The following is a 26,916-nucleotide window of genomic DNA, read 5'->3' on the forward strand; positions in this document are numbered from 1 at the left end:
TTGGCAAGCGGGATACGCTCTACGGCAGTGAAAACTTCACGCTCGGCGATTACACGCGCATTCAGGCGACATACAGATTCTGATGTGTGGGCGGTACAAGCGGGCAGAAGCTCACTCTTGTTTTCTTTACATCCCTTATGGCAACTCCTTATTGCCGTAAGGGATGTTTTTCAATTGCAAATAAGGCATAAGGGCAATAGGAGCCAGGTGTTTTTGCTTGTATCCTGGGCTGTAGGAGGCGTGCCTGACAAGTTTGACTGTGAGGTGTTATGGATTTTGCTGTAAACGTAAAGGCGCGGCTGCAATTGGCTTTTGTCACTTTTGCGTGATCTTGTCTGATTGTCGTCGGGAGCCCTTTATCATCACATACTATTAATGTATAATTAAATTATAATAGAAAACAATCATTACGCAGATTGCATGTACAGGGGGTGTATCATGGCATACGGAATTACCATGCTTTTTGTCTTAGCCGTTATGGGGGGCGTTATTGCCTATTTGGGCGATAAAATCGGTTCCCGAGTCGGTAAGCGCAAGATCAAATTATTCGGGCTTCGCCCTAAATATACATCTATTCTGATCACCATTTTGACGGGCATCAGTATTTCCGCCGTGACGCTGGGCGTTATGTCCGTATTGTCGGAAAACGTCCGTATCGCTCTTTTCGGTATGGAACAGCTGCGGCAACAGCAAGCGGCGTTGGAAGAACAACGGGATCGCTTGTTATCGCAGGCGCAGTTGCTCGGCAGGGAGATGACGGAGAAGAATGAACTGCTAGCACAGAATGAGGCGCTGTTGGAATTGCAGGAAACCCAGTTGGACGGCGCCAACGAACAACTTCGCTTGACGCTGCTCGATCTGGATCAGGCACAGACGGCTCGTGATGATATGGGCAGGCAGCTTGATTTGGTGCAGGTCGCTTACGATGAAGCGACGCGGAATCTGACGAGTTCCCGTGAAGAGATCGCCGCGTTGGAGGAGACGAAAGCGCGTTTGACAAAAACGGTACAGGCCCTGGATGAACGGAATAAACTGCTGAATCAATCGGTGACGACGATCCGGGAGGGGACGGTTCTTTTCCGCGTCGGCGAAGTTCTTTCCAGCGCTGTTTTGCCGTCCGGCGAGAGTGAAGCGGCGACGCGTGAAAAGCTGAGCAGCGTTATGAATCAGATCAATACGGGAATTCGTCTCCATTTGGGGATAACCGACGATAAGGCCGTTTTATTGTACATTTCTCAGGAAGAGTTCGATGCTGTCGTCAAACAGTTGAGTCAGGCGGAAACGGGACAGAAACTCGTCCGCGTTACGGCTGCCGGCAATATTATTCTCGGCGAACCGGCATTGGTTCATGTGGCGGTGTATACGAACAATTTGATTTACCATCGCGGCGACGTCGTTTTTGAAGAACGAATCGACAGCAGTGAGATACAGGGACAAGCGGAATACCAGGTCATTCATTTCCTTCACAATGTCAATCAGAAAGCGCAGGCAGCCGGGTTGTTGCCGGATCCGCTGACAGGCAATGTAGGTGCTCTTACGGCGGCGAAAATGTTTGATACGATAGCGCGTATCAAGGGGGCTGAAGGACGGCATGTCATTCTTCGTGCCATCGCCGCCGCCGACGTTTATACGGCAGGGCCGCTAGATATTACGATCGACGTCGATTCGGAACGTTTTTGAGTGAGGGCTGGCAATGATATTGGCAATTGATCCGGGATCTGAGAAAACAGGCATTGCCGTCGTGGAAGACGACGGCGCATTGCTGCACAAAGAGATTGCAGCGACTGTAAAGTTGCGAGAGGTTTTTGACAGGATATATACAGGTTATCGTTTTACAACTATGGTCATGGGCGACGGAACGAATCACAGACGGCTGCAGCCCGTGGCGGAGCAGTGGATTCACGACGGCGGACGGGAGATCGCTTTTGCCCTGGTGGACGAGAAATTTACAACTGTTGAAGGGCGCGCTCTTTATTGGAAATACACGCCGCGCCGCGGTTGGCGCCGCTTCTGGCCGCTGTCGTTGCAATACCCTCCGGAACCTGTCGACGATTTCGTGGCCTGGATTATCGGACTCCGTTATCTGCGGCAGAGGGGAGAGAAACTATGATTGCATATTTGCTCAGAGCCGTCGGCTTGGCTTTCGGCGCATTGATCTATACGATCGGTCTCGATGTGTTTTTGGTACCGAATCACGTCATTGACGGCGGCGTCGTCGGCATTGCGCTGATGGCTGCGCACCTGACGGGCATCAGCTTCAGCGTTTTCATCGTTTTGCTGAATATACCGTTCTTCGTCATCGGCTACCATAAGATCGGCGTGCATTTCACGTTGGCGTCGCTCTTTGCCGTCCTGTGTCTGTCGTTGTGGAACAATTTTTTTCATTACGATCCGCTTACGGCGGATCCCTTCTTGTCCACGATTTTCGGCGGCATTATCATCGGTCTCGGCGTCGGCCTGATTATCCGTTGGGGCGGATCACTGGACGGTACGGAGATTATGGCGATCATTGCCGATAAACACATTCCCTTTTCCGTCGGTGAAATTATTATGTTTTTCAACCTCTTTATCCTAGGCAGTTCGGGATTCGTTTTTTCCTGGGACAGCGCAATGTATTCGCTGGTCGCCTATTTTATTGCGTACAAGATGATAGACGTCGTGACGAACGGGCTTGATGAAATGAAGGGGCTCTTCATCGTGACGTCCAAGAATGATGAAGTTTCCCGTTGTATCACCCGGGACCTGCATCGTGCCGTCACCTTGTTGTATGGTGAAGGCGCTTACAACCGGCAGAAAACGTTGATTTTATACTGTGTCGTGTCCCGATTGGAGATCATGCAGCTCCGCAATGCGGTCAATCGGATTGATGAGAATGCGTTCATTTCCGTGTTTCCGATTCAGGAAGCGCAAGGCGGGCTTTTTCGACGGCGCAGTCATCCGTGATTCTCAGTTGACAGAATTCATATATTTGCTATTATAGAAAAGAATTACAAGTTATCATACTATATATAGATTAGCAGTATACCTGGTGGGATTTAGGAGGAATAAGATGGCACAGTTGAATTTTAATATTGAAGATGTATGCGGAACCTTGTCGGAGAATAAAGACGGCTGGCGTAAAGAGCTTACGTATATCAGTTGGAATAACCGGGCGCCCAAGTTTGACCTGCGCTCCTGGGATCCTGACTATCAGGCTATGACAAAGGGGATTACGTTGACGAAAGAAGAATTGATGAAGCTTCGGGACGTATTGAATGAAATTGATTTCGACGCCTATTAAGGAAGGGATGGGTATGCTGTTGGGAAGATTCTAAATCAGAATATTCGGACAGCATACTTTTTTTAGTATTCCTTGCCAAAGGGACAGAAACATTATATAATTCAATAATAACATGTACTATTAATACTTGGTCATAAACACAGGTGGTATGATGGTTCGCATAGCTCGGGACAAGCGGCACATGCTGTTGAAAAAACGAATAGAAGAGAATCCTTTCATCAACGATGAAGAATTGGCTGATGAATTCTCCGTCAGCATTGCGACTGTACGTCTCGATCGCATGGCCCTGGGGATTCCGGAGCTCCGCATCCGCATCAAACAACGGGCTGAAGCGGCGCAGCCGCGAAAGGACGCGTCAGCGGTCATGGGCGAGCTTGTCGACTGCACTGTCGGTAAAAATGCCATTTCCATTCTCACGGCGACGGAGGATATGGTTGATGAGGCGCGTATTGTGCGTTCGCAGTATTTATATACGCAGGCCAGTTCACTGACGCGGGCAGTACTGAACTTACCGCTTTGCATTGTTGCCGTAGGCAATATCAAATATAAACAGCCTGTAACCGTCGGCGATAAGCTGGTGGCGAAAGCGGAAGTCATCCGCCGGCGGGATCAAAAGCATTATGTGTGGGTGAAAATTCGCAAGAGCGCCAAAGAAGTTTTTCGCGCTAAGTTTATCATAGAGTCTTTAGATTAATGGGAGTTGGAAGGGTATGAAAATAGCTGTAGATGCTATGGGGGGCGATTACGCGCCGGAGCAGGTTGTTCTCGGTGCGATCGACGCCGTCGAATCGTATGACTATGATGTTGTTCTTGTCGGTGATGAAACGAAGATAAGACAAGTCTTGAAGAAGTACGGCGCGAAAGAAAGTGAGCGTCTCGCTGTCGTTCATGCCGGTGAAGTCATCGAAATGGGAGAACATCCGGCGCAGGCAATTCGCAAAAAGAAAGATGCTTCCATTGTTGTAGCGACTCGCTTGGTAAAAGAGGGCGTATGTGCTGCCGTCGTAGCACCCGGCAGTACCGGCGCCGCCGTTACGGCGGCCCTTTTGGGATTGGGGCGGATCAGGGGGATTGAACGGCCCTGTATCGCGACGCCGATTCCGTCGAAGAAGGGTATTACGGTTTTGCTGGACTCAGGAGCCAATTCGGACAGCAAGCCGAAGCACCTGGTGCAGGGCGCTATTATGGGGACGCATTATGCCAAGTATATTCTGGGAATTGGCGAACCGCGCGTCGGGCTTCTCAATATCGGTGAAGAGGCTTCAAAGGGCAACGAGCTTGCTCAGGCCACCTATCCCATGCTCGAGAAAGTAAAGACGATTTCTTTTTACGGCAATGTGGAGGGACGGGATATTACCGAGGGAAAGGTCGATGTCGTCGTTTGTGACGGCTTTGTCGGCAACGTAATACTTAAGTTTGCCGAAGGCATCGCCATGTTTATCATCCAGTTGGTCAAGGAGGCAATAAAACACGGCGGTTTTATTGCCAAGCTCGGCGCCTTGGCTGTTTATCCGGCCCTGAAAAAGCTTGGCAAACGCTTGGACTTTACAGAATACGGCGGCGCGCCTTTGTTGGGAGTCGACGGCAGTTTTATTATCTGCCACGGTTCATCGAAGGCGAAAACGATAAAACGTGCTGTACGTGTAGCCGGTGAACTTGTCGATCAGGATGTCGTCGGTCATATACGCAGCAGCATAGAAGAAGGAGAACAATATGATAGTGAAAGCTAGACCAGCGGGTATTCTCGGGACAGGTCACTGTGTGCCCGATCAAGTTTGGACCAATAAAGATCTGGAAAAAATGATGGATACATCTGATGAATGGATTCGGTCGCGAACGGGCATCGGTGCACGGCATGTTGCTCCGTACGGCGTCAATACGTCGGATTTGGCCGTAGGCGCGGCCAGGGAAGCTTTGACGATGGCCGGAATCGCGCCGGAAGAGATCGATCTGATCATCGTCTGCACGTTGACGCCGAACCGTTCTACGCCGTCTACGGCTTGCCTGGTTCAGGCGGAGCTTCACGCTGTCAATGCGGCGGCATTTGATTTGGAAGCTGCCTGTTCGGGATTTGCATACGGATCGACAATTGCGTCTCAATTCATTGAAAACGGGTATTATGATACGATCCTCGTCATCGGAGCGGAAGTCCTTTCCCGCGTCATCAACTGGAAAGACCGTTCGACGTGCGTTCTTTTCGGAGACGGCGCCGGCGCCGCCGTTATCGGCAGAGTGCCTGAAGGTTACGGTATCCTCAGCAGCGCTATGGGCGCCGACGGAACCGGCGGGGACTTTTTGACGGTGCCGACAGGCGGGATTGAAACGCCCATTACGGACGCCATGCGCGAAGACGGTTCGGCTTATGCCGTCATGAACGGCCAGGAAGTGTATAAGTTTGCCGTCAAGGCCATGCCTCATGCCGCTGAATTGGCGCTGCAAAGGGCGGAACTGAAAAAGGAAGATATTGATGTTCTGGTTCCTCACCAGGCCAATATCCGAATTATCGAATCGGCGGCTAAGCGGCTGCATGTACCGATGGATAAGGTATATGTCAATATTGAACGTTATGCCAACACGTCGGGAGCCTCCATTCCCATCGCCTTGGACGAAGCCAATCGCAAGGGCATGATGAAGCGGGGCGATATCGTTTGTTTAGACGGATTCGGTGCCGGCCTTACCTGGGCCAGCATCATCATGAAATGGTATTGATGAGGTGACATGACTATGAAAACTGCATTCGTGTTTCCCGGACAAGGCGCGCAGAAGACAGGCATGCTGAAGGATCTGTATGAAGCCTATCCGTTGGTCAGGGAAGTCTTTGAAGAAGCCGATGATACGCTGGGGTTTTCTTTGACGCAACTTTGCTTTGAAGGTCCTGACGAAGAATTGATGAAGACCTTTAATACGCAGCCTGCTATTTTGACGGCCAGCACAGCTTGTTGCCGCGTTTTGATGCAGGAAGGGATCCGTCCCGACATCGTTGCCGGCCACAGTTTGGGCGAATATTCCGCTTTAGTTGCCGCCGGGGCCTTGTCTTTTGCCGACGCCGTCAAGACCGTTCGGCTGCGCGGTCAGTTCATGCAGGACGCCGTTCCCCTTGGTGAAGGGGCCATGGCTGCCATTCTTGGCCTTGACGATGATACGATCAAGGAAATTTGTCATACCGTTTCGCTGCAAGGCGGAGCCGTACAAGCCGTTAACTTCAATTGCCCCGGTCAGACCGTTATCGCCGGTGCGGCGAAGGCCGTGGAAACAGCGGCCGCCGAATTGAAAAAGGCCGGTGCGAAGCGCGCCGTCATGCTTTCTGTCAGTGCTCCTTTCCACAGTACGCTCATGGAGCCGGCTGCGAAGAGACTGGCAGAAGTACTTGAAGAAATTACGATTAATGACGCCGAGATTCCTGTTGTTGCCAACGTTAACGGCAGGGTTGAAACGGCGGCTGCCGAAATCAAGCAGAATCTTGTGGCTCAAGCGGCCAGCCCCGTGCTTTGGATCGACTGTACGCGGACTATGCGGCAGTGCGGCGCCGACGTCTTTGTTGAGGCCGGTCCGGGCAAGACGCTGTGCGGCTTTAACAAGAAAATTGACAAATCGATTCACAGTGAAAACGTAGAAGATATACCGTCCTTACAGAAAACGCTTGAATTTTTCCAGGGGGTCAGATAAAATGCTTTTAACAGGTAAAACTGCCGTTATTACCGGTGGTTCGCGCGGCATTGGCAGAGCTATTGCCGTTGCTCTCGCCAGGGAAGGCGCCAATGTCGCCGTCATCTATGCAGGAAATACGGCGGCGGCGGAAGAAACGGTCCGGCTCATTGAAGCGGCCGGGACGAGAGCGGTGGCGCTGCAATGCGATGTGGCGCAAGAAGAGGCCGTTGCCGCAATGGTCAAGGCAGTCATGGAAGCTTTCGGTACTATCGATATTTTGGTCAATAACGCCGGCATTACGCGGGACGGACTGTTGATGCGCATGAAGCAGGCTGATTGGCAGGCTGTGATCAACACGAATTTGAACGGCATGTTCTATTGTGCAAAAGAAGTGACGAAAATCATGATGAAGAAGCGCAGCGGCGCTATCGTCAACCTTTCGTCCGTCGTCGGTCTTACGGGCAACGCGGGACAGGCGAATTATGCGGCTGCCAAAGCCGGCGTTATCGGTTTTACAAAATCCCTTGCCAAAGAATTGGCAAGCCGGAATATCCGGGCCAATGTTATTGCCCCCGGATTTATCGATACGGACATGACGGCGGTTCTGAGCGATGCCGCAAAAGACGATCTGAAACGATCCATTCCGCTGGGGCGGGCCGCTCGGCCTGAAGAGGTGGCGGAAGCCGTTCTGTTCCTGGTTTCCGAAAAAGCCAGTTATATTACCGGCCAAGTTCTTAATGTAGACGGCGGCATGGTGATGTAAATATAACTAAACCAATTGAAAGGGGGTGAACGGAAATGAGCGAAGAAGTTACTTTTGAAAAAGTTAAAGGTATCGTTGTTGAACAGCTCGGTGTTGACGAAAAAGAAGTCAAGATGGAAGCTGCTTTTATCGATGATTTAGGCGCTGATTCCTTGGATATCGTTGAATTAATCATGGCTTTCGAAGAAGAATTCAATATCGAAATTCCCGATGATGTGGCGGAAAAGATCAAAACTGTAAAAGATACGGTGGATTACATCGAAAAAGAAAAAAAAGCATAAGCAAGACTGAATGCCGGCGGGGGAGAGTTCATTTCCCCCTGACGGCAATCTTGATTGGAGGAAAATATAGTGAAGCTGCCGGAGTTAAAAATAGGTAAGCTTATCGCAAAAGTACCGATCATCCAAGGCGGGATGGCCATTCGCCTGTCAACGGCGCCTTTGGCGGCAGCTGTTGCAAATGAAGGCGGTATAGGACTCATCGCCGCATCCGGTATGCCTTTCGATGAGTTGCGGTATGAAATTCAATTGGCCCAAAAAATGGCTCCTGACGGAATCATAGGTATTAATGTAATGGTAGCGGCTCGTGAGTTTAAGGGCCTGGTTGCCACTGCAATTGATGAAGGAATCGATCTGGTTGTCGCAGGCGCAGGCTTTTCCCGCGATATGTTCGCATGGGGAAAAGAATCGGGCACGCCTATTGTCCCGATTGTGTCATCAGCGAAACTGGCGAAAATATCCCAATCCCTGGGTGCGGCTGCGATTATTGTTGAAGGCGCGGAAGCAGGCGGGCATTTGGGAACCAATCGTTCGAGCCGTGATATTGTACCGGAAGTACGGGCTGTCGTCGACCTTCCCGTAATCGGCGCCGGCGGTGTACTGCACGGTGAAGACATTGCGGCCATGCTCCGTTTGGGAGCAAACGGCGTGCAGATGGGCAGTCGCTTTGCGGCGAGTGTGGAAGCGAATGGTTCGGACGAATTGAAAAAGGTCTATTTACGTGCGAATAACCCGGAAGATTTTATCCTGGTTCACAGTCCTGTCGGTCTTCCCGGACAGGCTATCCGCACTCCTTTTTCGGAAAAAATACTCATGGACAAGGCGCCGAAGCCCGTCGTCTGTGATTCCTGTCTGAAAAAATGCAGTCACAAATACTGCATTATTCGGGCGTTGACACGGGCGCAGCAGGGCGATGTCGAAACGGGACTCGTCTTTTCCGGTAAACGGATGCGTGAAATTCATGAGATTCTGTCTGTGAAGGAAATATTTGCCTATTTGAAACGTGAAATGGAAGAAATTCCTGACTGAGTACAGTGTGATGATGAAGTGATGAGGTGAACAGATTGGAAAAACGAGTAGTAATTACGGGGTTAGGCGTTATTTCTCCCGTCGGCAACGGCAAAGATGCGTTTTGGCAGTCCGTTTTGGCAGGACAAAGCGGCATCGGGCCGATTACCCATTTTGATGCAGCCGAATATACGGTGCGTATAGCCGGTGAAGTGAAAGATTTTACCATTACCGATTACGGCATTGACCGGAAGGAAGCGCGTCACATGGATTCCTATACGCAGTATGCCGTAGCTGCCGCCGCCTTGGCCTTGAAGGATGGCGCCATCGATTTGGCTCAGGAAGACCGGGATCGCATCGGTACGATCATCGGTTCAGGCATTGGCGGTATGGAAACGCTTCATAATCTTTATCAGGGACTTTTCGACAAAGGACCGTCCCGAGTCAATCCTTTCGTCGTACCGAAAATGATCGGGAATATGGCAGCCGGCCAGGTATCCATTACCTTTGGCCTGAACGGCCATTGTGCCGGTGTCGTTACGGCTTGCGCTACCGGCACGAATTCGATCGGCGACGCTTATCGCATGATTCAGCGCGGTGAATTGGACGCCGCCCTTGCCGGCGGTACGGAAGCCGCCGTTTCCCCCGGCGCCGTAGCGGGCTTTGCAGCGATGAAGGCGCTCAGTACGCGCAACGATGATCCGACGCATGCATCCCGGCCTTTTGATAAGGATCGTGATGGGTTCGTCATGGGCGAAGGGGCCGGCGTTATTCTGCTGGAAGAGTTGGAACATGCCAGAAAACGCGGCGCACATATTTACTGTGAACTTGGCGGTTATGGTAGCAATGCCGACGCCTATCACATTACGGCGCCCGCTCCGGAAGGTGTGCAGCAAGCCAAATGCATGGCGTTGGCTCTCGCCGATGCTGATGTTTCTGCTGAGGCCGTTGATTATGTCAATGCGCACGGCACCTCGACACACCTTAATGATTTGAATGAATCCAAAGCGATTTGTACCGTTTTCGGCGACCATGCCAAGGAGATGCTCGTCAGCTCGACGAAGTCCATGACCGGTCATTTGTTGGGCGCCGCCGGTGCCATTGAAGCGATTGTCTGTGCGTTGACGATCGATAACGGTCGCGTTCATCCGACTGCTAATTTTATCGAAGGGGACGATGAAATCAAAGCGATGGGTCTCAACTATGTTCCTGGCCAGGCTGTTGCCGCCGATGTTCAGGTTGCCATTTCCAATTCTTTCGGTTTTGGCGGTCATAATGCGACACTCTTATTTAAAAAGTTCGCTGATGCGTAGAAACGTGCCGGTTCATGAAGGGTGAGAGAAAGCGACAATTGGAACGGTTTGTCCTTACGCTGGGACTGCCCCGTTTTCACGATTTGAATCTCCTTGATCGGGCATTGACGCATTCGTCATATGCCAATGAAAACAAGTTTCACCATATTTTTCATAACGAACGGCTGGAATTCTTAGGCGATGCCATTCTTGATCTGGTCGTTGGCGAGTATTTATACCGTCATTATCCGAATATGCCGGAGGGAGAGTTGTCCAAAGCCAGAGCCAGCGTTGTCAGTGAAACGCCGCTGGCTTCCGTCTGCTGTGATTTCCATATGGGCGATTACCTGCTTCTCGGCAAGGGAGAGGCGGCAACGGGCGGAAAAACGCGTCCGAGCATATTGGCAGACTCCTTTGAAGCCGTCGTCGGAGCGATCTATCTTGATTCTTCCTACCAGGCGGCGCAGACCTTTATTCTCTGCCGGCTGCGGCCTTATTTGCAGCTCGTCGATTCCGGTAATTACGGCAAAGATTATAAGACGCTCTTTCAGGAATTTGTGCAGCGCAAAGGAGAGCAGTCCATCGCGTATTTTTTGGATCATGAAGAGGGGCCGGATCATAACAAGACGTTTTATATGGCCGTTGCCGTCAACGGCCGTGTTCTTGGCAAAGGCGCCGGCAAGACGAAAAAAGATGCGGAACAACATGCTGCGCATGAAGCGTTGAAAACGTTGAACGCATTGGCGTAAATTAAGCGTATACAAGGACGCAGTACATCGTGCTGTGTCCTTTTTATTTACGTAAGTATTTTCAAGAAGGGCGGGAAATGATGAAGCCATCAATCATTCCGATTTTTATTCCCCATATCGGTTGTCCTTACCGCTGTGTCTTCTGTAATCAGTGGAAAATCACCGGCAGGCATACGGTTCCTGACGGTGCGGCAGTAGAACGGCTCATTCGGCGTTACGTCGAACACGATGCCGGCAGGCGGCGTTGGGAAGTTGCTTTTTACGGCGGCAGCTTTACGGCGATGCCGGCGGCGCTGCAGGAAGAACTCCTTCGTCCGGCGTATGCGGCACTGCAGAAGGGGATTATTGAGGGAATCCGCTGTTCGACGCGTCCGGACTGTATTACGGAAGCTGTGCTCGATCGTCTGGCGCAATATGGGCTGAAGACGGTCGAATTGGGCGTTCAATCGATGGATGACACCGTATTGCAGCGGGCCAAACGGGGACATACGGCCGCAGATGTCGGGCAGGCTACGGCTCTGCTGCGCCGGCGTCGGTTTGCCGTCGGTCATCAGTTGATGCCGGGACTGCCGGGAGAAAGTTGGCGGAGTCTGGTGTTGACGACGACGGCAATCTGTCGTCTGAAACCGGATTTTACCCGTATTTATCCTGTCGTTGTCATTGCGGATACGGAGCTGGCGGCGGCATACCGACAAGGAACTTATGTGCCGCTGACCGTTGCGGCAGGCGTCGAGCGGGCGGCTTACATGAAGCAGGCCTTTGCTGAGACCGGGATTCCCTGTATCCGTACGGGACTGCAGGCGACGGAGGAACTGGATGACGGCGTACAGGTTTTGGGCGGCGCTTATGCGCCGGCAATGGGGGAAATGGTGGACACGCTGCGTTACCGGCAGCAGCTTTTCGCTGTCCTTGACACCTTGACAAAAGGCGGAGAAATTACCGTTTCCTATGGCCGACGCGATACTTCCCGGGCAAGAGGATATAAGAACAGCACGAAAAGAGCGGCGGCGCACTATGGAACTGTCCGCTGGCAGGAAGACAACGGACTGCCGGAAGGCACGCTCCTCGTTACGACGCGGGAACACTGCTGGCAGATCATCGTCGGACAAGGGAAGGCGCTACAACGCTATTAAATGACGATCATGGCCGGATCCTCCCTTTGGTGACAGAACGTGCTATAATACGGATAAGGGGCGTTTATTGTATCCAAAAGGAGGCTTGTCATGCAGGAATTAATGGTCAAACCGACGCTGCTTCGGTTTGAAACGTGCAAGGAAATGGCAGACGCGTTGCAGATCGACGATAATGACGTCATGTTGACGAACCGCTATTTGTATGAACCGTTTTTTTCCAAGTTACATTTGCCGTGCCATGTCGTGTATCAAGAAGAATACGGCGCCGGCGAGCCGTCTGATGAGATGGCGGAGGCGATTTATGCCGATTTGCCGCACGCTGCAAAACGCATTATTGCCGTTGGCGGCGGTACGATTATTGATTTGGCGAAATTCTTTTCATTACGGACCGCTGTGCCGATCCTCGATCTTTACGACGGAAAGATTGTGCCCGAAAAAGGACGGGAACTGATCATCGTGCCGACGACTTGCGGTACCGGCAGTGAAGTGACCAATGTGGCCGTTCTGGCGCTGCAGAGCAGACAGACCAAAAAAGGGCTGGCGACGGATGCGTTTTATGCGGACTGCGCTGTCCTCGTGCCGGAATTGCTGCGAACGCTGCCGTATCGTGTGTTTGCAACAAGCTCCATTGACGCGTTGGTTCATGCCGTGGAATCCGCCTTGTCACCGAAGGCCTCTACGACGACGAAATTTTTCAGCTATCGAGCGATTGAAATGATCATTCAAGGCTATCTGCAGATTAGGGACCACGGAAGGGATGCGAGGATCCCGTTGCTGGCAGATTTTCTGTTGGCCAGCACCTATGCGGGCATCGCCTTCGGAAATGCCGGCTGCGCCGCCGTTCATGCCATGAGTTATCCGTTAGGCGCTACGTATCATGTGCCTCACGGCGAATCAAATTACGCCATGTTTACAGGCGTGATGAAGCATTATATGAACATTAAGTCGGATGGAGAAATTGCCGTTTTAAATGCTTTTATCGCCGCTTTGCTTACTGTATCTCCCGGCAATGTATATGAGGCATTGGCGGATTTGCTCGATCGGGTGCTGCCGAGAAAGCCCCTTCGGGAATACGGCGTGACGGAAGCGGATTTGCAGATTTTTACGGATGCCGTCGTCAATGACCAGAAACGCTTGACGGACAATAACTTTGTTCCGTTTACAAGAGACGAATATTACACGATTTACAAGGAACTGTTTTAAACGTTTCAGCAGATAAAAATTACTGGCAAAAGCGCAAAGGCGCCGCCGAAGGAGATTTTTTCAGAACAGTGAGTCCGAAAGGACTGGCTGTTCTTTTTTTTAGGCAACATCCCCCATCGGATTACCGATGGGGGATGTTGGGATCGACGAACACAAGAACCGGCGATTTCCGTAAGAGGGCCTGCAGACCGGCATATGAAGAATACTGCAGTGCCTTTACAGAGATGAGAAAGATAAGCTGTACGGATATGTCATTCAGTCGTATCTTCCGTGACGGCGTCTGTTTTTTTCTCCTTTCTTTCAAAACGTTGCCGTTTTCTGACGAATGTGGAGGCTGTCATATTCAGGCTTTTTGCTGCATCCCGAACATTTCCGTAGTAATTATACGCGTGATCTAAATAGTGACATTCTATTTTATCCAGCGTGTCTTTTAAATTTGACGTTTCCGGGAGGTGTAACGTATTTCCGAGGGCGGAAGTTTCTTCTTCATTATAGACATTCAATCCTGAATGGGAGTGAAGATGTAAATCATGGGGGGCTATTTCGTCTTTTGAACTGATGATGACGGCGCGTTCGATGATGTTTTTCAATTCACGGATATTTCCCGGCCAGTTATATTCGTGAAGTAATTGAATAGAGGTAGGTGTCAGTGTCTTTTTGAAGCTGTATTTTTTGTTCAAGTTTTCCAAGAAAAAATTGGCTAGCGGCGTAATATCCTTTTTTCGGACGCGCAAGGGCGGAATATAAATAGGAAAAACGGTCAATCTGTAATATAAATCTTCCCGGAATTTATTCATTTGCACCATTTCTTCCAAGTTTCTGTTCGTCGCGGCAATGATGCGGGTATTGATTTTTATCGGCGTTGTTCCGCCGACTCGGACGATTTCCTGTTCTTGTAATGCGCGTAATAATTTTACTTGCATGTCTTTTGGTAATTCTCCGACTTCGTCGAGAAATAAGGTGCCGTTATTGGCGAGTTCGAAAAGTCCCATTTTGCCATTTTTATTAGCGCCGGTAAAGGCCCCTTTTTCATAGCCGAACAGTTCACTCTCAATCAGGGCAGGCGGAATTGCACCGCAATTGATTTTGATGAAGCTGTTTTTTGAACGGATACTGTGTTGGTAGATATATTTAGCCATTACTTCTTTGCCGACGCCCGTTTCACCTAGCAGCATGACCGTCGTATCCATAGGCGCTACGCGCCGGGAAAGCAGAAGGACGGACAGGGACGCATCGTCGTAGACAATTAACTGTTCGGTGTTGGAGATTTCCTGCAGGTGGCTCAATTCCAAGCGCAGACGTTCCATTTTTGCCGTTTTTTCCATTACTTCCTGCTTTAAATTATAAATTTCCGTCAGATCACGGACATTCGTGACGATCATGATGAGCTGGCCCGATTTGTCGAGAATAGGGGAACTCGTAATCAGTGCCTGTTTTTTCGTTTTAAAGTATTGCTGCAGCGTAACAGGCTTTCTTGTTTTCATGACAATCAACGATCCCGATTGAGAAATGACCTTGTCTTTTACGAGATCAAGCATGTTTTTCCCAAGGAGATCTTCTTTTTTTAAGCCCGTAATGTCCGTATAGGCCTGATTCATTTTCAATACGTTTGCTTCTCCGTCTGTGATAAAAATACCGTCAAAGGAATGCTCTATAATGTCATTTAAACGTTCAGCAGCCTCGTTTACAGTGGAGAAAATAGAAATTTTTTTCATAGCAACCTCGTATATTCGTTGTTCTTATTATGTATTAGTATACTTCCTGTGATAAGAATTGGGAATATGCAGTTCTGTCCTGTATTTTGCGATGACCCGTCTGGAAACATTGGCGTTGAATTCCTTTGACAGCAACGATGCCAGCGTATTGTCGCCCAAAGGCTGTAATTTATTTTCTCCTTCGACCAGTGAGAGCAAGCGCTTTTTTATGGTGTAGGAAGAGAGTTCTCCTTTTATGCTATGTTGAAATAAGTGACGTAAAGGTACCGTTTTTGTCGGCAGTTGAATGTATTTATGTTTTATGGCTCTGCTGACGGTAGAACAGTGAAGCGACGTTTTTTCGGCAATATCGGCGAGGGTCATTGCCTTTAACGGTTCATGCTTGAGGATATAGTCATATTGCCAGTTGAAAATAGCCGTCGCTACGGAAAGCAACGTTTTTTTTCTGCGTTCCACGTTTGCGAGGAGAAAGGCACAGCGATAATAGCTGTCTTTAAAATAGCTTTTTAACTCCTTGTCCGTCGTCGTCCGCATCATTTCCAAATAATGCTTGTCCAGTGAATAAGCGCCGATCCAGCTATCATTTAACGTGATTTGGACGGAGCCAGTATCTTTCTGTACGATAATGTCAGGTATGATATAGTTCGTTTCCCCGTTGGTCAGGCCTGAAAGGGGATAGGGGTGCAATTCTTTTATGACGGCGACAAGTTGTTGAAGTTTCTGTTTTGACCAGGATAAGGTCCGCGCGAGATGTGTTGTATTGCCTTTCAGAATGTCCTGCCAATGGGCGCTGATTAACAGGGAGAGTTCCGGTGTCAATTTTTTTTTCTGCGTAATTGCTCCAGCAGGCATTCGGTAACGGAAGCTGTACAGATTCCCGGCGGATTCAGGCTTTGTAAAATGGCGAGGCAAGAATCAAACAGTCCTTCCGGAAGCGGACAGCGTGCAAGGAAAGCCTTTTTTTCCAAAACAAGAAAACCGTCTTCGTCCACTAATTCCGCTAAGTAAGACAATAGCGTCCATTGTTGGGACGAATATAGCTGGGGATTCAATTGTTCCAAGATGTAGTTTTTTATTTTTTTCTCTTCAGGAGCCGCGAGAAAGTCCCAGATATCTGCAGTGTTGTCATGATTTTTGACGGGAGCCCTGTAGTCCATCAACGGATTTTCCCGGTACGCTTGTTGCAGGAAATCTTGCAATTCTTCATTTGACAAGCTGAGTAAATGGAGCGATTGCAGCTGATAGACGCGGAGTTGCTGTTCTTGCTGCTGCGCCTGAGAAAGGGCTGTTTTGGTTGTCATCGGCTTGGTTAAAGTAAGTCTTTCAATACGGTATAGGCGATTTTTCCTGTCGTAGTTTTAGGAATGTCGGCCAGCTTACGTATTGTAATTGTTGCCGGATGTAAACCGGTTTTGGAGACCAAAAAGTCTTCCAGCGTATCGGCGGAAACGGCTGATTCGGCGACAAACAGGCAGAGGTTGTCATCGAATCCGGTACAGGCACATTCAAGGCGAGGATAAGCGTTTTTTATGATACTTTCGATTTCGTCAAGATTTACCCGTTTTCCTTGTATTTTCAGAAATCGTTTTTTTCTTCCTGCAATATAGTAAAATCCGTCTTCATCTTTGTAGGCAATATCTCCGGTTAACAATCTTCCGTGACGTTGGTCGCCCAGAGCAAGGTCGGAACGGCACTGGGCATAGCCCAAGGTGACATTGGGGCCTTCGTAACAGAGTTCACCACGTACATGGGGCTGCGTGATTTCCGTTTTTTCGTCTTCCATAATCCGAAACGTTCCGCCGGGAATCGGGATGCCGATGCTGCCGATTTTGGATAAACTGTACGGGTGCGGCAAGTAGGACATGCGCGCCGTAGCTTCCGTTTGCCCGTACATGACGATGAAACGCTTGTTGGTCTTATAGGCGAAGCTGGCGAATTCTTTGTGTAGCCTGGCGGATAATTTTCCGCCAGCTTGAATCATCAAGGTCAAATCCGGCAAATGCATGTTGCAGAAGTGAAGGCGATTCAGGCATTCATAGGTAAAGGGAACACCGGCCAGGGAGGTGACGTGAAAGTCTTTGCAGAAATCCCAAAACGAAGGGTCAAATACGGTGTCTTCCGTCAAGTATTCCGCAGCGCCTACGAGGAGATGGCTGTTCAATACGGATAGGCCGAAGGTATAGTGCAGCGGTAAGGTGGACACGGGACGATCCGCTTCGGTCAAGTACAGATAGGCGGCAATAGAGGCGGCATTGGCTTGTATGTTCGCGTAGCTTTGCCGCACGAGCTTCGGGCTTCCCGTACTCCCGGACGTAGTGAGCAGCAGAGCCAAATCGGGATGAAGAACAAGTGGTGTCGATGCATAGGAAAAAACGCCGTAATCCTCAAGGGAATAGAGGGGCTGTGTGTCGGTCGGACAGATGGGGCGAAAAATATAGTGCGGCTCATATCGGTGCAGCAATTGCGCGTATAAGTTCTTTTCCAAGGCGGCGTCCAGCAACAAAGGAACAATTCCGTTTTGGAGACAGCAAAGATAGGATAACGCCGCCGCCGGCCGGTTGTGACAGATGACAAAGGCCAAGGAGCGCGGCCGTAAGACGGTTTTTAGATTTTGGGCATGACGGTACCAGTCTTGATAGGTGTAGTTATTTCCGGCATTATCGACAAAAAGAGTATGAGCTGCAAATTCGGGGTTCATGTCAAAAAAATTCATAACGCAGACCTCCTTATGAAATATTGCGCGATAAATATTCTATCATTTGGATGCCGTCCCAAAAAATGTCGAATTCTGCCGCTTCTCCCAGACTGACGATGCGATCGCCGCCTGCGGCCCCTTGGCGGCGTATTTCGGCGCGCAGTGTATCTTTATCAATACCCAACGTTGTAACGGTTTGCACTTTTTTATCTAAGAAAGGCACGATGTCGGTAAATGAAGAAAGGGAAATCTGGAAAAATTGTCCGTATGCAAGTGCCAGTAGCGCGATGTTGTCAGGTATCGCCGTTAAAGAATACACGTACAGCCTATTTGTATACCACTGGATGTCACTTAGTTCAGGACACGTTGTTGCCAGCTCCCAGAGACGGGTATATTTGCGGCTAACCTTGATTGGCGCCAGATCATATTGTACGGCCTCTTTGGCGACTGCTTGCCACCAGCGGTTGAGGATATCGTCGCGCTGTGCGGATACGTCTCCTGTCCAGACGATGAGGCGCGGGCTGGAACAGGCATTTTGATCCATTTCATAGGTATCGTTATAGAAAAGATGGGCCTGTTGTTGCAATTCATCGGCTGACAACGACTGAAGTGTCGGAAGATCCAAGACGGCCATTGAATAACGGTCGGCAAAAGCTAAATCAATAGCCTGCGGCGGAAGCGGCGATGTACGGATTTCCTGAATGGCAGCATCACCGCCCCAAATGATCCGGCCGTCGCAATGTAAGGAAATGGCATCTGTTATCGTCTTTTCTTTGTCATAGGCAATGAAGGCGTTATGCTTTGCCAGTTCGGAAAACGGTTCCGTTTCCCAGAGCGTTGCCATCATGGCGAGGATCGGCGTCAGTTCGGCGCGTGCCCTGTCGGAGATGCGTACAATGTTATTGTTGCCGCTTAATAAGGAAACGATAAAGCTGTAAATTGCCATTAAAGGGACATTTGCCGGAGCGATGTGAAAAATCATACCCCGTCCTAAGCGAGAAGAAACGTTCCCCGTCCGGTTTTTGAAGGACTGCAGGTGCTTGCGGCGGAGCCAAAAGGCGAGCGCTTTGGCTTCCCTGTTGTTTGGCAGGGTTTCTTCCAAGGCGTCCTTGAAACGGTCAAGGAAGTACAATATTTTGGGGTCGAACGGAATTGTCGGACGCAGTCGGGCCGGAAAAGTACCAAGTAATATATTCGGCGTTGTATTAGTGAGCATCACTGCACCCCCTGATCTCAGCGGACGGAATACGGCCGTCAACTGAAAAATATTTGCCCTTGCGGCCGCAGGGACAGTCATCGTACCCTAATAATGTGCCCATGTCTTCCGTCAGGATGGAATGGCCGGGATAAGCCGTAGCCAACGGGGAGAGAACTTGAATGATCCCTTGCTTTTCGACTGGAAGAGGAGAAAAGTCGACGGGGTCCCGCATGATGACGTCGGAGAAATTACTGGCATGCAAATGGCCGTGACTGCACTCTACGTAAATAGAGCCGGTCTGTTCGGCCATGCCGTAGTAATTATGAACGCGTTCAATACCGTAGCGGCTCCGCAGACTTTCTTTAAATACCTGCGGCGAGACGGCCAGATCCTGCATCTTTTTCCAACCGCCGCCGTGAACGACGACAGCGTTGGAAAGATCAAAGGACACATGGCTGGCGGCCTTGTACAGGTACTGCCAGATCATAAATGTAAAGCCAAAAATCAGAAATGGCTCTTGGCCGTAATGGCAGAGAAAGGTTTGGATGGCGTCGGTGTTCATTTGTAACGATTCAGTCAAGGCAAAGCATTTCTTTTTGGCAAAAATGGAAAAGCCGAGGACTGCTGCGCCGCGGGCTGTAAAGCGGTCACGGTTACTGAGTATGGCCGGCGTATCGATGATCAGCATCGGCAGTCGGTTAGGTCCGAGGAGATCGCCGACAATCGCGTATAAGGCAAGCTGTTGATTCCGTGCGTTGGTTTCATCCAAATAAATTTGCGACACCTGTCCGGATGTTCCGGAAGAAACTACCGTTTTGAAGATTTTTTCATCGTCTATGCTTTTTAACGGCAGCGATTTAAACATGCGAATCGGGATCATAGGAATGGCAGAAAGCGTTTCTGCAGGAGTCGGTTTTTTTGGCAGCAACGTTGTTGCCCGTCTGTACGGTTGGCACCGGTTTTGGTGAAAAGCCGTCAGCCAGGTCATATAGGTCAGATAAAGCGCATTCTTTTTTTTGCTGCGGCCAGGAATAGGGCGAATCTGCAAAAAGGGGATTATAATCCATAGTCTGTTTTCACCTTACTTGTCAGTAGGAAAGAGCTTCCGTGACCGGGATAGACCCACGTGTTTTCAGGAAGCTGACGCAGGAGAGGTTTTCCTTTCCGTTCGTAGGCCGCTGAATCACCGCCGGGTAGCCGGGTGATGACTTCTTCTCCCGGAATAAAGTAATCGCCGGTGAACAGATAAGTTTTGTCGGCCATAATGCAAATGCTGCCTGGCGTGTGGCCGGGAATACGCAACAATGAAAACTGATGAGCAGCCCAAGTAAATCGGTAGGAATCGGTAAATGTTATATCTGCGGGAGCACAGGTAAAACGGGGATATTTGGTCAGCACCTTGCCGTTGCTTTTGAAATAAAGATATGATTCCATCATGCACGTCATGTTTGCCGTCGTACTTTGGAGACCGTCACTGCATGCCTTACTGCTGATGACGATAAGGGAATACTGCGCCCTCAATTGGTTTAAACCGGCAATGTGGTCACAGTGTTCGTGCGTTATGATGACATATTTCGGGCACAGCGCTTGTGAGATCAGCAAGGCTTGCAGAAGCGGAAAATTATTCGGATCGATGATCAAAGCTTCGCCGTCCTTGGCAATAACATAGCCGTTGCTGCCGGTTAGAGGATCGACAAGGCAATGCAGTACGGCATCAGGGAAGAAGCGCATCAAATATCGACTCCGTAGTTTCTTAAGATTACCATGCCCTTTTCGTAGGAACTGAAAGCGAGAACATCAGGGGTATCCATGGAAATATCGAACGTGTCTTCCATGTCTTCCATCAGCTGCATATGGCCCATTGAATCCCAGGTTTTGATGCTGCGATATTTCAGGCCCGGCAATTGTTCGGCAGTCAGTTTAAAGGCATCCATAAATAATTTATCGTATTTTTCTTTGTTGGTCATGAGTAACACCTGTCCTTTATTTGTTTAAATGGTATATGTGTGTAAATAAATTTTTCATTGCCAGTTGGCGGAAGGTCCCTGTGATGATGATATCGCCATGCTGATTGCGGCATTCGCCGGATAAAGAGACGATATAATATCTTTTCTGTTCCTCTACTTTTTCCAATGTAATTGTGGCGGTAATGGTATCGTTCACATATGCAGGCTGCAAAAAGGTGATGTTTTCTTCCATCAGAATTGTTCCGTCACCTGGCAGCTGCATTCCCATCACGGAAGAAAGCAGACTGGCTGTCAGTACGCCGTGCAGAACAGGAGTCCCGAAACCGTATTGCGCGGCAAAGACAGGATCGGTATGCAGTTTTCCGAAATCTTCTGTCAGGCGTGCAAAGGCGGCCAGATCTCCGGCAGTGAATTGTTTCGTCATAGATGCCTGTGTACCGATAACAAGTTCTTTTTGCGTACGCTGGGAAGAAACGGCCGTTTCTTGTTGCAAAAATGAAACAACGGGAATAAAATCCTGAGGTCTGTGAATGATAAATATTCTCTTTATGTACACTAAGTCGCTATATGCAGCGCAGGCGGTGATGCAGCCACAAACGATAAGCCAGATATCACAGATGTTTTCAGGGGTCGCTTCATACGTGAATTCGTGATCGGGAAAAGCAGTTATCAGCTTTTTTACTTCCTTCGCCCGATCATACCGGCAATTGCAGCCGCCGCAGTATTTTATGCCGACTTTCATATTAAGGCCTCGAATGATGTGCCAATAAAGACTTGGCTTGAGAAATCAGATCATCGCTGACACCGGATACTAAGATGACATCACGGATCTGCGGCAAATACTCTTTAACTTTTGCAGCGATGATTTCTTCCGTTGTCAAGAGCGCTGACGGACAGGCGCTGCACCTGCCCGTTAAGCGGATGCGCAAAACGTGGTCCGTATAATCGACGACGGCAACATCTCCGTGGTGGTTGGCCAGAATCGGTCGGATCTGCCGTTCTAAAACGGTTTCAATATCATTGAGCGTAGGGGTCATAGTAGTCACTCCTTTCAAATAGATACTACCAATATTATGTCTACCAATATTATGTGTAAAAATCATGCCAAAAACAAATAGGAGACAACTCGGATCATTACGATAAGATGGACTGTTTTGCGTCAAAATTGGTAATAAAACGAGAAGAACAATCAAAATAAAGAGAGGGTAAAAAAAACGGAATATCATTGTTTCAAAAATGGAACAAAAGATAAACGTTTTATGTTCTAAAAATGCAACAGACGAATGTTGGTTGAAAAAAATATGGAAAAAATGGACTTCATCTTAACCAATTTGAATTCAAAATTTGAAATTATAAAATTCGGCCATGATGTATTTCGCAGATAACGATACGCGTATTAATGATATGTATTATGTAAATATTCAAGGAAGTTCCTGGAATCCCGAACGGTTGGCACAGTTTTTGCTAGTATAAAAAGTGAGCGCACTTCTGGTGTGAAATTTGGTATACTTTTACGTTTTTATTAGAGAGGATGATTTATTATGTTAATGACCGGAGAACAATATGTTGAAAGTATGAGAAAATTGAATTTGCAAGTGTACATGTTCGGCAAAAAGGTAGAGTGTCCGGTAGATGATCCGATTTTACGTCCGTCTTTGAATTCCGTGAAAATGACGTATGATCTGGCCCAATTACCTGAATACCAGGATTTGATGACGGCCGTGTCACCTTACACGGGAGAACGGGTAAACCGGTTTACACATATTCATCAAAGTACGGAGGATTTGATGAATAAAGTAAAGATGCAGAGACTTCTGGGACAAAAAACGGCTGCATGTTTCCAGCGCTGCGTCGGTATGGACGCTTTTAATGCCGTTTATTCAACTACTTTTGATATTGATAAGAAATATGGCACGAAATACCATGAAAATTTTATGAATTTCCTGAAATATGTCCAGGAAAATGACCTTACCGTTGACGGCGCCATGACGGATCCGAAAGGTGATCGCGGCCTGGCCCCTCATGCACAAGCCGATCCGGACATGTTCCTTCATGTTGTGGAACGCCGCGATGACGGTATTGTCGTACGCGGTGCCAAAGCGCATCAGACCGGTTTCATCAATTCCCATGAAGTCATTGTCATGCCGACCATTTCCATGGGCGAAGATGATAAAGAATATGCCGTGTCATTTGCTTGCCCGACCGATGAAAAAGGTATTTTCATGATTGTTGGCCGTCAGTCGTGCGACACGAGAAAATTGGAAGGCGCCGTTATGGATACGGGGAACCCCGAATTCGGCGGTACAGAAGCTCTGGTTATTTTTGATAACGTATTCATTCCGAATGATCGGATTTTCCTGAACGGCGAATTTGAATATGCCGGCGTTCTGGTTGAACGGTTTGCCGGATACCATCGCCAATCGTATGGCGGTTGCAAAGTTGGCGTAGGTGACGTTTTGATCGGTGCCGCTGCCGTTGCCGCCGATTATAACGGTTGCCCGAAAGCTTCTCACGTGAAAGATAAGATCATCGAAATGCAGCATCTGAATGAAACGCTCTTTGCTTGCGGTATTGCTTGTTCCGCCCTTGGGACGAAAACGGAATCAGGAAACTACCTGATCGATTTACTCCTGGCAAACGTTTGCAAACAGAATGTAACGAGATTCCCCTATGAAATCGTCCGTTTGGCGGAAGATATTGCCGGCGGTTTAATGGTCACGGCTCCGTCGGAAAAAGATTTAAAGGATCCGAAGATCGGACCGTATGTCGATAAGTATCTTCGTGGTGTCAACAGCGTGACGACCGAAAATCGTCTCAAAATTTTGCGCCTTATTGAAAATCTCTGCTTAGGAACGGCTGCCGTCGGTTATCGTACGGAATCCATGCACGGAGCCGGATCGCCGCAGGCTCAGCGGATCATGATTTCCCGTCAAGGCAATTTGAAGATGAAGAAAGAATTGGCCAAGTCGATTGCACAAATCAAGGAATAACATTGTCTCCTGTATATCATAAGTCGCAGCTGCAGTTCGTTCCTCCTCCGCTGCAGCTACAGGCTCGCAGGAAATCAGAAAGAAGGTTGTTCGAGTGAAAGATTGGAAAGAAGTTTATGCCAGTAAGATCGTCACGGCTGACGAGGCGATAAGTCATGTTAAGTCAGGTGATAAGATCGCGTTTACCCATGCTTGCGGAGAATCCCAATGTCTTACGAACGCCCTGGTTGCGCAGGCTGATCGATTGGAAAACGTTGAAATCCTGCATATGGTGGCCATGGGAACGGCGCCATACTGCCAGCCGGGGATGGAAGCGCATTTTCGCCATAACGCCTTGTTTGTAGGCGGTTCGACCCGTAAGGCTGTCGAAGAAGGAAGAGCAGATTATACGCCCGTGTTTTTCCATGAAGTGCCTAAAATGTTCAGAAACAGAACCATTCCCGTTGACGTAGCTTTTTTGCAGTTGTCTCCACCTGATGAAGAAGGTAATTGCAGCTACGGTATTTCCGTTGACTATACCCAGGCCGCCGCAGAAGCGGCGACGTTGAAAATCGCGCAGATCAATTCCCATATGCCGTATACGTACGGAAACAGCATCAACGTTAAGGACATCGATTTTCTCATTCCTTGTGACGAAGAGCTGATTGAATTGCAGCCGCCCAAGATCGGGGAAACGGAAAAGAAGATCGGTGAATACGTGGCGTCCTTGATTCAAGACGGCGATACGTTGCAGTTGGGGATCGGCGCGATTCCGGATGCCGTGCTGTCTTTTTTGGGAGAAAAGAAAAATCTCGGTATCCATTCCGAAATGTTTTCGGACGGCGTTGTCGATTTGGCGGCTAAAGGTGTGATCACCAACAGCGAAAAGGAAATCGACAAAGGAAAATTCGTTGCTAATTTCCTGATGGGAACGAAGAAGCTGTACGATTTTGTCGACCACAATTGTGATGTCATTATCAAACCTGTCGATTATACGAACGATCCCTTTGTCGTTTCTCAATTGGATAACGTTGTCTGCATTAACTCTGCATTGCAAGTGGATCTCATGGGACAAGCCAATGCGGAAATGATCGGCAGCCGCCAGTTCAGCGGCGTCGGCGGCCAAGTTGATTTTGTGCGCGGCGCTTCACGTGCCAGAAACGGCCGGGCCGTCATTGCCATGCCGTCTACGGCAGGTCATGGAAAGGTCTCGAAAATTTGCGCCTTTTTGGATCATGGCGCAGCGGTGACCACTTCACGGAATGATATTGATTATGTCGTTACGGAATTCGGTATTGCAGCGCTCAAGGGAAAGACCTTAAAACAGCGCGCCAGAGCCTTGATTAATATTGCTCATCCCGATTTTCGCGCAGATTTGATTACAGAATTTGAAAACAGGTTCCATTGTACATTTGAATAATTTGATTGCGTTTTTCGTAAAGAGATGCTACGGCAATTAATCTTTTGTACGTAATCGGAATTATTGATTGATTGCTGCAGTGTCTCTTTGTGTTTTATTTGACAGGCTTTATCACTCACTGTTATGGAGGTGGAGTTCATCATATTTGGTCCCGTTTATAAAAGGAAAGAAGGGGAAATTCAACCGGGAATTAATTTACATCTTTTTAAGTTGACGTTCCGGTTGCCTTTCATCCATTATCGTTTTGAATGGCCCGACTATGTACAGGGGCTATTACTGTGTGCCGTATGTCTCGGCATCATCCCCGTGCTGCAGGAATATTTGGGCATGCCCTTTGAAGTGGCGATTACGATTGTTATCATGAACGGTTTTCTGTATTGTTGGCATGCTCACTTAGGTGACCCTGTCGTTCCCGGCTGGATTACTCCGGCTATCCCATTATTGCTCTTGTGGCTGCAATCGTTTCCGGCAGAAGGTGTGGAACGGATGCATGCACTGATCGCGTTTGAAATGGAATTGGGGATTGTTACCTTCCTCTTGGGAGCTACAGGGCTGGCGAAACGTGTCGTCGATATGGTTCCAGATGCGCTGAAGGCAGGTATCCTGATCGGTGCCAGTATTGCTGCTGTCCGTTTGGTATTCAATACGGGAGGCAGTTTTGATAAGTATCCATGGACCATTGCTATTGCCGTCGGCTTTGCTTTCTATCTGTCCTTCAGTAATCATTTTAAGAAAATCATGAAGTCCAACAAGGCATTCCAGATCATTTCGGATTTGGGGTTATTACCGGCTATGTTGTTGGCTGTCCTCATTGCGCCGATCGTAGGAGAATTGCCTTGGCCGACGATCGAATGGGGGGTTACGCATCCGCAATTTTATGAAGTCTTTACGCAATGGAGTCCCTTTGCCGATCGCATAGGGTTCCCGGCCATGAGCTACTATGTCGCAGCTATTCCGTTGGTCGTTGCCGTTTATGTCGTTTTGTTCGGCGAGTTGATCCAGGCCGACGCACTGATTGATGAAGCGCGTGAGTATCGCGACGGTGACGAAAATGTCCATTTCGACGCCAACAGGAACAATGTCATCGTCGGCGTCCGCAATACGCTGATGTCCCTTTTTGGCCCCGATATTTCCATGTGCGGACCGCTGTGGGCGGCAATGCAAGTCGTTATTTGCGAACGGTATAAACACGGACGTGATGCGATGGACAGTCTGATTGGCGGTGTCGCTTCATTCCGTTTGGGAACGTTTACCGGTTATTGGTTATCTCCGATCGTAAGCTTCGTTAAACCGGTCTTGCCGATTGCCTTGGCACTGACTATGTTGATTCAGGGATATGTTGCTGTCCGTGTCGGCGTCTTGAGAGCCAAGACGTTCAATGATTTGGGCGTAGCCGGCGTTATCGGCGGCGTGCTGGTTTCGCGCGGCGCGGCCTATGCTTTGTGCGTAGGGATCATCTTATGCATTCTGGTATACGGCAAAAACCTGTTTAAGCGCCAGTTGAGCAAATACAATTTAAAGAGCGATCCGTTGTTCAATATATCGGCCAAGAAGGAATTGGAACAGGAAGAAGCAGCAGGTAATCGATAAGGTTTTTT

General features: G+C 49.0%; 28 protein-coding genes. 18 read left to right on the plus strand and 10 right to left on the minus strand.

Going from position 1 to position 26,916, the window contains the following annotated elements; genetic code table 11:
- Window positions 1-438 precede the first annotated feature (438 nt).
- The 15 genes from HMPREF1250_RS05555 (at window position 439) to HMPREF1250_RS05625 (ending at window position 13,354) form a co-directional block, all read left to right on the plus strand.
- The gene (locus HMPREF1250_RS05555) at window positions 439-1,680 is read left to right on the plus strand and encodes a DUF3084 domain-containing protein (protein WP_023053663.1); all 1,242 of its coding nucleotides are present in this window, start codon (window positions 439-441) and stop codon (window positions 1,678-1,680) included.
- A gap of 13 nt (window positions 1,681-1,693) precedes the next feature.
- Window positions 1,694-2,110 carry a hypothetical protein gene (locus tag HMPREF1250_RS05560; protein ID WP_023053686.1) on the plus strand — a complete coding sequence of 139 codons (417 nt, stop codon included), beginning with the start codon at window positions 1,694-1,696 and terminating at the stop codon, window positions 2,108-2,110.
- Window positions 2,107-2,943 (plus strand): YitT family protein, encoded by an 837-nt coding sequence (locus tag HMPREF1250_RS05565; RefSeq protein WP_023053711.1) that lies wholly within the window; start codon window positions 2,107-2,109, stop codon window positions 2,941-2,943. Before HMPREF1250_RS05560 ends, HMPREF1250_RS05565 begins: the two co-directional genes overlap by 4 nt.
- 106 nt (window positions 2,944-3,049) lie before the next feature.
- A complete protein-coding gene (locus tag HMPREF1250_RS05570; RefSeq protein ID WP_023053707.1) occupies window positions 3,050-3,280 on the plus strand; it encodes a YdbC family protein in 231 nt (76 codons plus the stop codon).
- Window positions 3,281-3,431: 151 nt separating this feature from the next.
- A complete protein-coding gene (fapR, locus tag HMPREF1250_RS05575) occupies window positions 3,432-3,974 on the plus strand; it encodes a transcription factor FapR (protein WP_023053669.1) in 543 nt (180 codons plus the stop codon).
- Between the two features lie 16 nt (window positions 3,975-3,990).
- The gene (gene plsX / locus HMPREF1250_RS05580) at window positions 3,991-5,010 is read left to right on the plus strand and encodes a phosphate acyltransferase PlsX (protein ID WP_023053662.1); all 1,020 of its coding nucleotides are present in this window, start codon (window positions 3,991-3,993) and stop codon (window positions 5,008-5,010) included.
- The gene (locus tag HMPREF1250_RS05585; protein WP_023053705.1) at window positions 4,994-5,989 is read left to right on the plus strand and encodes a beta-ketoacyl-ACP synthase III; all 996 of its coding nucleotides are present in this window, start codon (window positions 4,994-4,996) and stop codon (window positions 5,987-5,989) included. The genes plsX and HMPREF1250_RS05585 overlap by 17 nt, the downstream gene beginning before the upstream one ends.
- Window positions 5,990-6,004: 15 nt before the next feature.
- Complete coding sequence (gene fabD, locus HMPREF1250_RS05590) at window positions 6,005-6,946, plus strand: ACP S-malonyltransferase (RefSeq protein ID WP_023053713.1); 942 nt, start codon at window positions 6,005-6,007, stop codon at window positions 6,944-6,946.
- A 1-nt stretch (window position 6,947) separates the two neighbouring features.
- Window positions 6,948-7,691, plus strand: coding sequence for a 3-oxoacyl-[acyl-carrier-protein] reductase (fabG, locus tag HMPREF1250_RS05595; RefSeq protein ID WP_023053681.1), 744 nt, complete (start codon window positions 6,948-6,950; stop codon window positions 7,689-7,691).
- 35 nt (window positions 7,692-7,726) lie between these two features.
- The gene (locus HMPREF1250_RS05600; protein WP_023053709.1) at window positions 7,727-7,972 is read left to right on the plus strand and encodes an acyl carrier protein; all 246 of its coding nucleotides are present in this window, start codon (window positions 7,727-7,729) and stop codon (window positions 7,970-7,972) included.
- Window positions 7,973-8,041: 69 nt separating this feature from the next.
- The gene (locus HMPREF1250_RS05605; RefSeq protein WP_023053673.1) at window positions 8,042-8,998 is read left to right on the plus strand and encodes an NAD(P)H-dependent flavin oxidoreductase; all 957 of its coding nucleotides are present in this window, start codon (window positions 8,042-8,044) and stop codon (window positions 8,996-8,998) included.
- 35 nt (window positions 8,999-9,033) lie between these two features.
- A complete protein-coding gene (fabF, locus tag HMPREF1250_RS05610; protein ID WP_023053710.1) occupies window positions 9,034-10,290 on the plus strand; it encodes a beta-ketoacyl-ACP synthase II in 1,257 nt (418 codons plus the stop codon).
- A 14-nt stretch (window positions 10,291-10,304) separates the two neighbouring features.
- Window positions 10,305-11,018, plus strand: coding sequence for a ribonuclease III (gene rnc, locus HMPREF1250_RS05615; protein ID WP_036242816.1), 714 nt, complete (start codon window positions 10,305-10,307; stop codon window positions 11,016-11,018).
- A 77-nt stretch (window positions 11,019-11,095) separates the two neighbouring features.
- Window positions 11,096-12,151, plus strand: a complete 1,056-nt coding sequence (locus HMPREF1250_RS05620; protein ID WP_023053708.1) for an elongator complex protein 3 — start codon at window positions 11,096-11,098, stop codon at window positions 12,149-12,151.
- 90 nt (window positions 12,152-12,241) lie between these two features.
- A complete protein-coding gene (locus tag HMPREF1250_RS05625; protein ID WP_023053697.1) occupies window positions 12,242-13,354 on the plus strand; it encodes a 4-hydroxybutyrate dehydrogenase in 1,113 nt (370 codons plus the stop codon).
- 251 nt (window positions 13,355-13,605) lie between these two features.
- Here the strand turns inward: HMPREF1250_RS05625 and HMPREF1250_RS05630 are convergent, their stop codons facing one another.
- The 10 genes from HMPREF1250_RS05630 to HMPREF1250_RS05675 form a co-directional block, all read right to left on the minus strand.
- A complete protein-coding gene (locus HMPREF1250_RS05630) occupies window positions 13,606-15,069 on the minus strand; it encodes a sigma-54 interaction domain-containing protein (RefSeq protein WP_023053661.1) in 1,464 nt (487 codons plus the stop codon).
- A 27-nt stretch (window positions 15,070-15,096) separates the two neighbouring features.
- Entirely contained in the window at window positions 15,097-15,888 is a 792-nt protein-coding gene (locus HMPREF1250_RS12165) for a hypothetical protein (protein ID WP_036242818.1), read from the minus strand.
- Window positions 15,885-16,370: a sigma-54 factor activator interacting domain protein gene (locus HMPREF1250_RS05640; RefSeq protein ID WP_023053701.1), complete on the minus strand. Its 486-nt coding sequence runs from the start codon at window positions 16,368-16,370 to the stop codon at window positions 15,885-15,887. Before HMPREF1250_RS05640 ends, HMPREF1250_RS12165 begins: the two co-directional genes overlap by 4 nt.
- 8 nt (window positions 16,371-16,378) lie before the next feature.
- Window positions 16,379-17,782, minus strand: a complete 1,404-nt coding sequence (locus tag HMPREF1250_RS05645; protein WP_023053688.1) for an AMP-binding protein — start codon at window positions 17,780-17,782, stop codon at window positions 16,379-16,381.
- A gap of 13 nt (window positions 17,783-17,795) precedes the next feature.
- Window positions 17,796-18,980 (minus strand): acyl-CoA reductase, encoded by a 1,185-nt coding sequence (locus HMPREF1250_RS05650; protein ID WP_023053682.1) that lies wholly within the window; start codon window positions 18,978-18,980, stop codon window positions 17,796-17,798.
- Entirely contained in the window at window positions 18,970-19,950 is a 981-nt protein-coding gene (locus tag HMPREF1250_RS05655) for an acyl-protein synthetase (protein ID WP_196806857.1), read from the minus strand. The genes HMPREF1250_RS05650 and HMPREF1250_RS05655 overlap by 11 nt, the downstream gene beginning before the upstream one ends.
- 68 nt (window positions 19,951-20,018) lie before the next feature.
- A complete protein-coding gene (locus tag HMPREF1250_RS05660) occupies window positions 20,019-20,693 on the minus strand; it encodes an MBL fold metallo-hydrolase (protein ID WP_023053700.1) in 675 nt (224 codons plus the stop codon).
- Window positions 20,693-20,929 (minus strand): hypothetical protein, encoded by a 237-nt coding sequence (locus HMPREF1250_RS05665; protein WP_023053696.1) that lies wholly within the window; start codon window positions 20,927-20,929, stop codon window positions 20,693-20,695. Before HMPREF1250_RS05665 ends, HMPREF1250_RS05660 begins: the two co-directional genes overlap by 1 nt.
- Window positions 20,930-20,945: 16 nt before the next feature.
- On the minus strand, window positions 20,946-21,671 hold the full coding sequence (locus HMPREF1250_RS05670) for a MaoC family dehydratase (RefSeq protein ID WP_023053668.1): 726 nt from the start codon (window positions 21,669-21,671) through the stop codon (window positions 20,946-20,948).
- Between the two features lies 1 nt (window position 21,672).
- Window positions 21,673-21,966 (minus strand): NifU family protein, encoded by a 294-nt coding sequence (locus HMPREF1250_RS05675; RefSeq protein ID WP_023053677.1) that lies wholly within the window; start codon window positions 21,964-21,966, stop codon window positions 21,673-21,675.
- A 504-nt stretch (window positions 21,967-22,470) separates the two neighbouring features.
- Between HMPREF1250_RS05675 and HMPREF1250_RS05680 the strand changes: the two genes are divergently transcribed.
- The 3 genes from HMPREF1250_RS05680 to HMPREF1250_RS05690 all read left to right on the plus strand — a co-directional run bounded on the left by HMPREF1250_RS05680 (window position 22,471) and on the right by HMPREF1250_RS05690 (window position 26,908).
- Window positions 22,471-23,919 (plus strand): 4-hydroxyphenylacetate 3-hydroxylase family protein, encoded by a 1,449-nt coding sequence (locus HMPREF1250_RS05680; protein WP_023053685.1) that lies wholly within the window; start codon window positions 22,471-22,473, stop codon window positions 23,917-23,919.
- Window positions 23,920-24,013: 94 nt separating this feature from the next.
- The gene (locus HMPREF1250_RS05685) at window positions 24,014-25,318 is read left to right on the plus strand and encodes an acetyl-CoA hydrolase/transferase family protein (protein ID WP_023053670.1); all 1,305 of its coding nucleotides are present in this window, start codon (window positions 24,014-24,016) and stop codon (window positions 25,316-25,318) included.
- Between the two features lie 129 nt (window positions 25,319-25,447).
- A complete protein-coding gene (locus HMPREF1250_RS05690) occupies window positions 25,448-26,908 on the plus strand; it encodes a hypothetical protein (protein ID WP_231391292.1) in 1,461 nt (486 codons plus the stop codon).
- Window positions 26,909-26,916: the final 8 nt, after the last annotated feature.

Source organism: Megasphaera vaginalis (ex Srinivasan et al. 2021) (genome assembly GCF_000478965.1).
Classification (GTDB): domain Bacteria; phylum Bacillota; class Negativicutes; order Veillonellales; family Megasphaeraceae; genus Megasphaera; species Megasphaera vaginalis.